This window comes from Bacillus timonensis, from assembly GCF_004799755.1.
GTDB lineage: Bacteria > Bacillota > Bacilli > Bacillales > Bacillaceae_L > Ferdinandcohnia > Ferdinandcohnia timonensis_A.
In genome coordinates, this window is sequence record NZ_SLUB01000093.1 from 1 (window position 1) to 9012 (window position 9012).

The 9012-nt window shown below is 36.1% G+C and carries 11 protein-coding genes, 1 pseudogene and 1 riboswitch; of the genes and pseudogenes, 6 read left to right on the forward strand and 6 right to left on the reverse strand.

What is annotated here, in order from left to right; genetic code table 11:
* Nucleotides 1–288 (forward strand): annotated as a pseudogene (locus tag E1I69_RS25570) (hypothetical protein); the annotation flags it as partial.
* A gap of 487 nt (nt 289–775) precedes the next feature.
* Nucleotides 776–1864, forward strand: a complete 1089-nt coding sequence (locus E1I69_RS23195; RefSeq protein ID WP_136381874.1) for a glycosyltransferase — start codon at nt 776–778, stop codon at nt 1862–1864.
* Between the two features lie 86 nt (nt 1865–1950).
* Here E1I69_RS23195 and E1I69_RS23200 read toward each other — a convergent pair whose 3' ends face one another.
* The gene (locus tag E1I69_RS23200) at nt 1951–3297 is read right to left on the reverse strand and encodes a glycosyltransferase (protein WP_136381875.1); all 1347 of its coding nucleotides are present in this window, start codon (nt 3295–3297) and stop codon (nt 1951–1953) included.
* Nucleotides 3298–3432: 135 nt separating this feature from the next.
* Here E1I69_RS23200 and E1I69_RS23205 point away from each other — a divergent pair, with 135 nt between their 5' ends.
* From E1I69_RS23205 to E1I69_RS23220, 4 genes are all read left to right on the forward strand, one after another.
* Nucleotides 3433–3660 carry a hypothetical protein gene (locus E1I69_RS23205; protein WP_136381876.1) on the forward strand — a complete coding sequence of 76 codons (228 nt, stop codon included), beginning with the start codon at nt 3433–3435 and terminating at the stop codon, nt 3658–3660.
* A 101-nt stretch (nt 3661–3761) separates the two neighbouring features.
* The gene (locus E1I69_RS23210; RefSeq protein WP_026021714.1) at nt 3762–3899 is read left to right on the forward strand and encodes a YjcZ family sporulation protein; all 138 of its coding nucleotides are present in this window, start codon (nt 3762–3764) and stop codon (nt 3897–3899) included.
* Nucleotides 3900–4032: 133 nt separating this feature from the next.
* Nucleotides 4033–4287 (forward strand): stage VI sporulation protein F, encoded by a 255-nt coding sequence (locus E1I69_RS23215; protein ID WP_136381877.1) that lies wholly within the window; start codon nt 4033–4035, stop codon nt 4285–4287.
* A gap of 139 nt (nt 4288–4426) precedes the next feature.
* Nucleotides 4427–4669: a hypothetical protein gene (locus E1I69_RS23220; RefSeq protein ID WP_136381878.1), complete on the forward strand. Its 243-nt coding sequence runs from the start codon at nt 4427–4429 to the stop codon at nt 4667–4669.
* A 7-nt stretch (nt 4670–4676) separates the two neighbouring features.
* Here the strand turns inward: E1I69_RS23220 and E1I69_RS23225 are convergent, their stop codons facing one another.
* From E1I69_RS23225 to E1I69_RS23245, 5 genes are all read right to left on the reverse strand, one after another.
* Nucleotides 4677–5354, reverse strand: a complete 678-nt coding sequence (locus tag E1I69_RS23225) for a DUF421 domain-containing protein (RefSeq protein ID WP_136381879.1) — start codon at nt 5352–5354, stop codon at nt 4677–4679.
* 84 nt (nt 5355–5438) lie between these two features.
* Nucleotides 5439–5861 carry a GNAT family N-acetyltransferase gene (locus E1I69_RS23230; RefSeq protein WP_136381880.1) on the reverse strand — a complete coding sequence of 141 codons (423 nt, stop codon included), beginning with the start codon at nt 5859–5861 and terminating at the stop codon, nt 5439–5441.
* A 7-nt stretch (nt 5862–5868) separates the two neighbouring features.
* Nucleotides 5869–6384: a YjcG family protein gene (locus tag E1I69_RS23235; protein ID WP_136381881.1), complete on the reverse strand. Its 516-nt coding sequence runs from the start codon at nt 6382–6384 to the stop codon at nt 5869–5871.
* 115 nt (nt 6385–6499) lie between these two features.
* The gene (locus tag E1I69_RS23240; RefSeq protein ID WP_136381882.1) at nt 6500–7222 is read right to left on the reverse strand and encodes an alpha/beta hydrolase; all 723 of its coding nucleotides are present in this window, start codon (nt 7220–7222) and stop codon (nt 6500–6502) included.
* A 95-nt stretch (nt 7223–7317) separates the two neighbouring features.
* On the reverse strand, nt 7318–8547 hold the full coding sequence (locus tag E1I69_RS23245; protein ID WP_136381883.1) for a dicarboxylate/amino acid:cation symporter: 1230 nt from the start codon (nt 8545–8547) through the stop codon (nt 7318–7320).
* Nucleotides 8548–8683: 136 nt separating this feature from the next.
* Nucleotides 8684–8839, reverse strand: a riboswitch (cyclic di-AMP (ydaO/yuaA leader).
* Between the last annotated feature and the right edge of the window lie 173 nt (nt 8840–9012).

Sequence of the window (9012 nt, forward strand, 5' to 3'; positions counted from 1 at the left end):
GGAGCAACCGGAGTAACAGGAGCGACAGGAGCCACAGGCGCAACCGGAGTAACTGGAGTAACTGGTGCGACAGGAGCAACAGGAGCCACAGGCGTAACAGGAGCAACCGGAGTAACAGGAGCGACAGGAGCCACAGGAGCCACAGGCGTAACAGGAGCAACCGGAGTAACTGGAGCGACAGGAGCAACGGGAGCCACAGGCGTAACAGGAGCAACCGGAGTAACTGGAGCGACAGGAGCAACCGGAGTAACAGGAGCGACAGGAGCCACTGGCCCAACAGGTCCATCTCCAACCTTCCAATTTAATAGTACTGCAGGACCGACACCAATTCCTGTAACACCACCAACTGAAACTGTAATAGGATCGATTACTGTACCAGTAGTTGCGGGAGATGTATTACAACTTGCATATGCCGTATCAATAGAATATGTTGCAAACGCAAACTTCGATTTAAATATAAGTTTACGTTTATATGTAGATGGAACACTTGTTGATACAAGAACCTTTAATACGCATCTTTCTAGAGCAGGAACTTACAGAAATCCGTTTGCAGAAATTACCGGATTTAATGTAACAACCACTGGTAATTCAACGATTCAAGTTCGTGCAATCACAAATAGTGCAACTAACGTTACTTCAATTTCGGGCGTGAATACAGATTTAAATGTAATTGTGTTTTAAGAAACATTTTTGATAATAAGCGCAGTTTATCTGCGCTTTTTTAAGCATATTATTTCATTTTAATTAATTGTTTGATGGAAGGGAGTATCGATTAATGGTAACTATTAGTCTATGTATGATTGTGAAAAATGAGGAAGAAGTGCTAGCTAGATGTTTAGAAACAGTAAAAGACATTGTGGATGAAATCAACATTGTTGATACCGGATCAACGGATCGGACAGTTGAAATTGCAAAGCAATATACAGATCGAGTGTTCTTCTTTGAATGGATAGGTAACTTTGCAGCTGCAAGAAATGAGTCATTTAAGTATGCCACAAAGGAATATATTCTATATCTTGACGCCGATGATGTATTGTTAGAGGAAGACCGAAAAAAGTTTAAGGAACTTAAAGAAACTTTGGATCAGTCCGTCGATTCTGTATCTATGTATTATGATGCTGGTACAGATGAATTTGGTAATGTAACTTTGCGTTACCGCCGTAACCGACTGGTGAAAAGAGAAAAAAATTTCGTCTGGAAAGGAGACTGTCATCAGTATTTAGAGGTATATGGAAAAATTATTAACTCGGATATATCGGTGACCCATAAAAAAGTTAAACATTCCGTTGGGAGAAACCTAAATATATATCAGAATAAAATAGATCGTGGTGATAAATTTTCTGCGAGAGATTATTTCTACTATGGAAATGAGCTGAGAGAAAATGGTCATTATGAAAAAGCTATCGATGCTTACGATAAAAATATTGCACTAAAAGAAGGATGGATAGAAGATAAAGTATATGCCTGTATTAATAAAGCGGATTGTTACCGTTTTCTTGGAGATTTGGAAAATGAATTAAAATCATTATTTCAATCATTTGAGTTTTCTAAGACCCCACGTGCTGAAACGTGCAGTAGGATTGGATATAACTTTCAGATAAAACGAGAATATAATGCAGCAATATACTGGTATAACCTCGCAACACAATTACATCCGGATTCAGCAAAGTGGAGTTTTAGCTATCCAGCTTACTATACATGGTATCCGCATTTGCAAATGTGTGTTTGTTATTATAATTTAGGCCAACTCCAAAAATCCTATTATCATAATGAAGAGGCAGCAAAATATAGACCTCAAGATCCTAGAATTCTTCATAATAAAAAGTTGTTAGAAGAAAAACTTGGAATTAGAGTGGGAATTTAAATTACAAAGGTATCTTAAAACTAAATAAATAGACTTCATAATCAGTAGTTGGAAAATGTCCAACACTGATTATGAAGAAATCATATTTATTTTTGTAATAAAGAAAGGTATAACGAGAGCACATCTTTACTGTTTTTTACCATATCATGATTCATTTCAACATACTGTCTCCCCTTTATTCCAATTTCCGGAAGTAGGTCTATATTCCTGAGGATGAACTCTATAGTATCTTTTATAGTTTCAGGATTAGCTATAATAATTGGAAGGTTGTTTGGATAATGGTCTTTCATAAAATCACTAATCCAACAAATCACTGGTTTTCCCATGGCCATAGCCTCTACAGCAAATAGCCCATAACTACCTATATGAAGTTGGTCAATAATTAGGTCTGCAGCTTGATATATTTTGATTGCCTCATCATGAGACAAGCCTTTTACTAATCGAAAATCAAAATCATATTTATCGTTTAATGATTCAATTGCTTCTAAAATGTATTTGGTTCCTTTGATTGCAGGGGAGGTGGGAGCGTGTACAATTAGGGGTTTTTTATTTGGTATTGCATTTTTTATTGGTTGGTATTTTTTTAAATTGATCATTGATGGCAGGACGTGAACATTTTTATAGAATTCCTTTACATACTGGTATAGCTCCATATCAAACACTACACAATTATGAATGTTATCAGAGAGTTTGGAAAGTTTTGTTTTTATTTGGTACTCATTTTTATTCTTAACTAATGCATAAGGGTTTAATTCGATGGCTTTTGAGAAGATTCTTACATCACTTCCCCAATGCTGCATAAGAATAGCTTTTCCTGATGACTTATATAAGGGAAGGTCTGACCAATCTAGTGTCAGACTTGTTCCAAAGTGAAAGTGAAAAAGGTCATAATGGTGAAGGAACTCATTCGTTAATTTTCTAAGTTTCTCATTAATTAAAGGTGTGCTTCGTTGTCCTATTAAGGACCACGTGTAATTAGAATCATAATTTAAATAATAAGGATAATAATTTATTGTATGGGCAATAATCCCTTGTCTATTTAAACCTTCGGATAGTGTATTCATTTGGTTCGCAATCTCCATACTTCCCTGAAGAACCCGAATATTAGTATTTGAGTTTCCCACTTCCCCATGAGTCTCATTATCTTCAAAATTTAAATTATAGGTTTGCTTACTTTTCTCTCTAACACTATTTAATTCACATATCTTTTCTATAATCCTTGTTAAAATAGGGTCTTTAGGAAATTTATTTAATCCTCTCCATGACCATAACCATGCATTTTGAAGTTTTCCATTTTGTAAGTTTTCACATGAACGTGTTGCATAATATTTTGGACTATTAGTTTGGAGATTTTTGTCATTAAAAAGTTCGAGTGCTTTTTGAAAGTCCCCAGTCTTTATATTATTAATAATTTGATTTTCATTATCTTTCATTGTTATCACCACTTTCGAGGTTTTGATTACAGTTAATGTATATTATTGAATAAAAGTAAAAACAACATCAATATTAAGGCATATGCTAAAAATGACTTAATTAATTTTTAGGAGAGTTTTTTATGAGGTATAGACATGAATAAATTTGATAAAGAAATTGACCGTTTTATGACTGACTATTCTAAAGACCATGAAGAAGCTATAGGGAAGTTGGATAAATGGGCTGCAGAAAATGAAAAAGGATTAAGGCAATTAGATGTGCAAGCTAGAAATTTTGAAAGAGAACTTGAAGGGAAAATGGAAAAACTAGATCGATGGTTTTCGAAGAAACAAGGAGAGTTAGAAAAAAAGATGGGGGATTAACTTTTACTTAATTTCCGCTGCTGCCCTGTGCTCCTGTCCTCACAAAATCCACCTGTACAACATAGTTTATAATGTACTCTTTTTATGAGGAGGTGCAAAATATGGGCTACGGATTCGGTGGTTGTGGATACGGCTATGGAGGCTATGGTTACGGCGGATTCTACGGCGGATCAACTTTTGTTTTAATCGTCGTATTATTCATCCTATTAATTATTGTAGGTGCTTCTTTCTATAACTAATCACAGCATTCCAAAAGTAGAAGTACGAGTCAATCGGCTCGTACTTTCTACATTTAAAAAAAGATTTCCCCAACCTGCGCACCACTTGTAGGCGGGGGTCATACGATATATCACAATGTAAGGAGGCTTCGAAATGGATAATAACTTTTTTAAGAATATCGAAAAGAAAACAGGCGTAGATATGCAGGAGGTGTTCAAGCTAGCAAACTCTTTGCAAAATGCAAATTTTAAAGATGAGAATACCGTTCGTAATGTAATTAGAAAGGTCTCTAAAATTGCAAATAAACCAGTAAATCAGCAACTTGAAGACAAAATTGTTAATAGTATCGTAAATGGCAAGGAAAAAATGGACTTTAACACCATTTCAAAGATGATTAATAAAAAATGAGGAAAAAGGGTCTGGCGAAATGGTCAGACCTTTTCTGTATCTACATCTACCCCTACAAATACAAGGCTAGGCTCGAATTTTATAATAAAACATTAAGACGATACATATGTAATAAAAAAGGGGATGGAGGGTAAAAAAAATGGGCTATATTTTACCAATTAACAATGAACAATATACTCAATATGTCCACCGTACCACAACCTATAAAACAAACCAAATGAGACTTCATTCTGTAAATCCGGTCGTCTTGAACGTAAATGAGCGTTCATATAATCTTAAACAGGTTGACCGAAGAACATTGTCGAAAAAACAAAGCCAATATATTGAAAATATCCATGCACAATATACTGGCAAAGGCTTACTTTTTAACGAGTCTATATAAAGGAAGGCTAGAATTCTTGAACGTATAAGCCTTCCTCTTCATGCCATTCTGCGTATAGTAAATCCTTATACGTAGCTACACCTTGGCTTTTCAATTCCGATTGCAACCAACTTTCCGTAAAGCCACTTTCCCTTAAATTTTCGTGAATTAACACCCCATCGCTTACCAATGTAATGGGGAGTCGAACCTTTTGTTCAGCCATTTTATAATCTTGACGAGTTGGTGGTTCATATGGGGACTTTTTTAGAACACTGATTGAGCCATCTGTTTCTAAAATGGCATACTCAGCTTCTCTAATTGAAAAAACACCCTTCGAACGAAGAAGATGCTGTAATTGATTAATATCCAGTTTGTTTTTCTTTAAATGCTCTCGAATAATTTTCCCTTTGTGAATAATAATTGAAGGCTTTCCCTCAAGAAATGGTCTTGTCTTGCGAATCTTCTGTGTAATTATCTCAATCACATAAATTAAAATCCCCCAAACCAGTATGGCAAAAAGAATTTGAATGATCCCAACCTTTTGGTCGAAAACAGCATTTCCAACCAATTCGCCCAGTACAAGTGCTGAGATAAAATCAAAAGCTGTAATTTGGGTTATTTGTGTTTTTCCCAATATTTTTGTAAGGATCAGTAACCCTAAAAGCCCAATTACTAAATCAAAAGCGATTTTGAAAAATTCCAACATGCTCACCTCTCTATGGTAGAATGAGCAGGTTTCACTAAATTTATCCAAAAAAAGGATGCCTTAAAGCAGACATCCTTTCTACATTTATAATGCTTTTATCATCGTGACATGCGGTATACCAGCATCCAAAAAGATACCTGAAACGGTTTCATAACCTAGTTTCTTATAGAAGTTTTCCGCGTGTGTTTGAGCATTGAGCTTTAATTTTGAAATGCCTCGCTCTTTTGCAATGTCCTCTATCTTTTCCATAATCAAATTCCCTGCCCCTTTTTTACGGTGTGAAGCAAGGACACAAATACGTTCTACTTTTCCGTATCCGTCAAGCTCGCGGAAACGTCCAGCTCCAACAGGTTCATTATCATCATAAAGGACAATATGGGTAGCTTCATCTTCAAATTGATCAATTTCTTCTTCAAGGGGTACATTTTGTTCATCGACGAAGACCACTTTTCGGATTGTATAGGCATCGTCTTGTTCTTTGTTGTTAGTTACGATTCGTGCTTCCATGTTATGTCTAATTTTCCTTTCCTAAACGAAATGTTTCATAAACGGTCCATGAACCGTTTTCTAGCTGATAAAGAAGATGGATGCGGTCAATTTGCTCCTCGTGGTCCATTTTTAACATCCGTAATTGACCATACACATCTGAATGCTCATCACTCGATAACTTTTGTCCGATTGTAATATGGGGAACAAACGCATACTCGGGTTCTCCTGCAAAATAACCTGAGTGAAGAGCATTATGTAGTTTTTGTAATTCTTCATTCGGATCGACTTTCAAGTAAATGACATTATTGACAGGGGAGAAGGAGCTAACTTTTAAGACCTTTAATGAAAATGGTTCAACCTGTGTAGAAATAACTTCTAATTCCCTTGTAATATCCTGAATTTCTTCATCGGATGCTTCAAATGCATTTTTAACCGTAAGATGTGGTGGAATTAATGCATAATGTGGATCATATCGTTTCCGATATGAGTTAACCTTGTCTTGAAGTTTTTTGGATGGGAAGATAACAATGCCATATTTCATTTTTATTGCCCTCCTTATAGATTAATAAATCAAAACGAGAAGTACCTAATGAGAAATACGAAAAATAATAACACAATTATATCAAATATCTGAAAATGATAGAATACCAATTAAGTTATTTTAACATTTTTGAAAGGGCTCTTGGCAAATCAGGCTGCCAATACTTCCATGTGTGAATGCCATTAAATTCTTCATAAAAATAGGGGAATCCTTTTTTTACAATGAGGTCATGCAATTCACGATTTGGGGTTAAAAAATCCTCAATATCCCCCTTTGTTGTTTTCACTTCGGTTTCCCCTGTTCCTATCACATGATATAAATCAAGGAGGTGCGGTTCTTCAAAATTTGCAACCTTCTGAAGGACGTGTTCATTCACAAGAGGTGATTGCAACATCACTTTACCAAAAGTATGAGGATATTCGAGTGCTGTTAATAGTGATATAGTCGCAGCCAGTGAATCCCCGATTAGTGCGCGACCTTGGTCCATTTGATAGGTTGGGAACTCTTGATCAAGAAATGGCACCAGTTCCTCTCCTAAAAAGCGCTTATATAAATGATGCTGCTCACCATCTGGATGGTACTTCCTACGTCGGTCTGCAACGCTTTTATAAGGAATCCCAATAATAATGGTATTGCTGATTTCTCCACCTTCTAACAGTGTATCGGCAACCCTCGCAACCCTGCCAAGATTAAAATAATCTCGTCCATCCTGTGCGATAAGAATATTGTATTTATAAAGGGGAGAGTAGGATGCTGGTAAATAAACAATCAGCTCTAGTTCTTCATTTAAAATATTACTATGTATAGTCATTTCCCTAACTGTGCCCTTATTAACCATGATTTTAAATCCTCCAAACTGACATTTTCTTCCCTAATTATACCGTTTTAAAAAGGAAAGCGACAGGGGAAATCCCTGTCGCTAATCGGTGCATATTAAGCAGTCGTTTTATCTAAATGTTTCTTTTCAGATTCTGCTACATAAACCGCACATGCAGCATCACCTGTGATATTGACTGCAGTACGCGTCATATCAAGTAATCGGTCAATACCGATAATTAAACCAATTCCTTCCGCTGGTAAACCAACTGCTGTTAGAACCATTGCAAGCATGATTAATCCAACACCAGGGACCCCAGCTGTACCAACACTAGCAAGTACCGCAGTTAAGATAACCACTAAAATTTGAGTGAATGTAAGGTCAACACCGTATACTTGTGCAATGAAAATGGTAGCAACACCTTGCATGATGGCAGTTCCGTCCATATTAATGGTCGCGCCTAATGGTTGAACAAAGCTGCTTATGGATTCGGGAACCTTAAGATTTTTTTGTGCAGTCTCCATTGAAATGGGAAGTGTAGCATTACTACTTGATGTACTAAAGGCAACTGTCATGGCAGGTGCGAATCCTTTAAAAAATTCGATTGGGTTTCGTTTTGCAATTAACGCAATTGTACCTCCATATGTGACAACAGCATGGATGAGTAAGGCAGCAAGTACGATTAAGAAATACGCGAGCATTGCTTTAATCGCGGCATAACCTTGGCCTCCAATTGCAGTTGCAATTAATCCAAACGTTCCATATGGAGCCGTCTTCATAACAAGATTAACAAGATACATCAAGATTTCATTTGCTTGTTCAAACAGGTTTACAATTCCCTTTGTTTTTTCACCTAAAACGGTTAAAGCAAAACCTATAAAAATAGCAAAAGCAATGATTTGAAGCATATTTCCATCATTCATTGAGGTAAATGGATTCGTTGGAATAATATTTATTAACGTTTCCATAACCGGAGGAGCTTCAGTTGCACCATCGTAAGTAACTCCCTCTGTATTAAATCCTCCGCCAACACCTGGCTTGAAGATTGAGGCAAGTGCGATTGCAATTGTAATTGCAAATGTAGTTGTGGCTAAAAAGTAAGTAATCGTTTTAGCTCCAATTCTCCCAAGTTTCTTAGGATCACCAAGTCCTGTAACTCCTAGAGTAATAGATACTAAAACAATTGGAACAACAAGCATTTTAATCAAATTCAAGAAGATCTGACCTAGTGGAACAAAGATATAGGTATTTGCAAATTCAAAAGCAGCGGGTGATGTTACATTTAGAATAAGACCAACAACTGCCCCTAATCCTAAACCTAATAAAATCTTTTTAGTTAATGACATAAAAAACCTCCTCAAAGATGTAGTTGAATTGTAATCTGGAAGCAAAGGAAATGGTGAATTGCGATGAAAAGCATATTTTGGGAGACACAAAAGGCCACGAGAGTATGGCTCGTGGCCTGAAAGTTGAATTACACAACAATGCTCTCTCCAGATGCTTACGAGGTTAGCTGTCGGATTCGGATGAAGAGTATATTCCTACCTTAGTAAATAAGGATTCACCCCGAGTGCATTTATTTGCACGTTATGGTTCCCCCGCTCCCCTAAAAAAACGGGAATTCAGCGAATATTAAGCTATAATTTGCCTCAATATTATATATATACCTATAAAATGACATTATGTCAATTAAAACGCTTTTATACGTTTTTTACATTGTTAATAAATTTTAAGTGTTAAATAGTGAATTAATAGATTCTAATTGACAAACCCTCAATACACATGTATATTACTGTCTCTTATACACATCT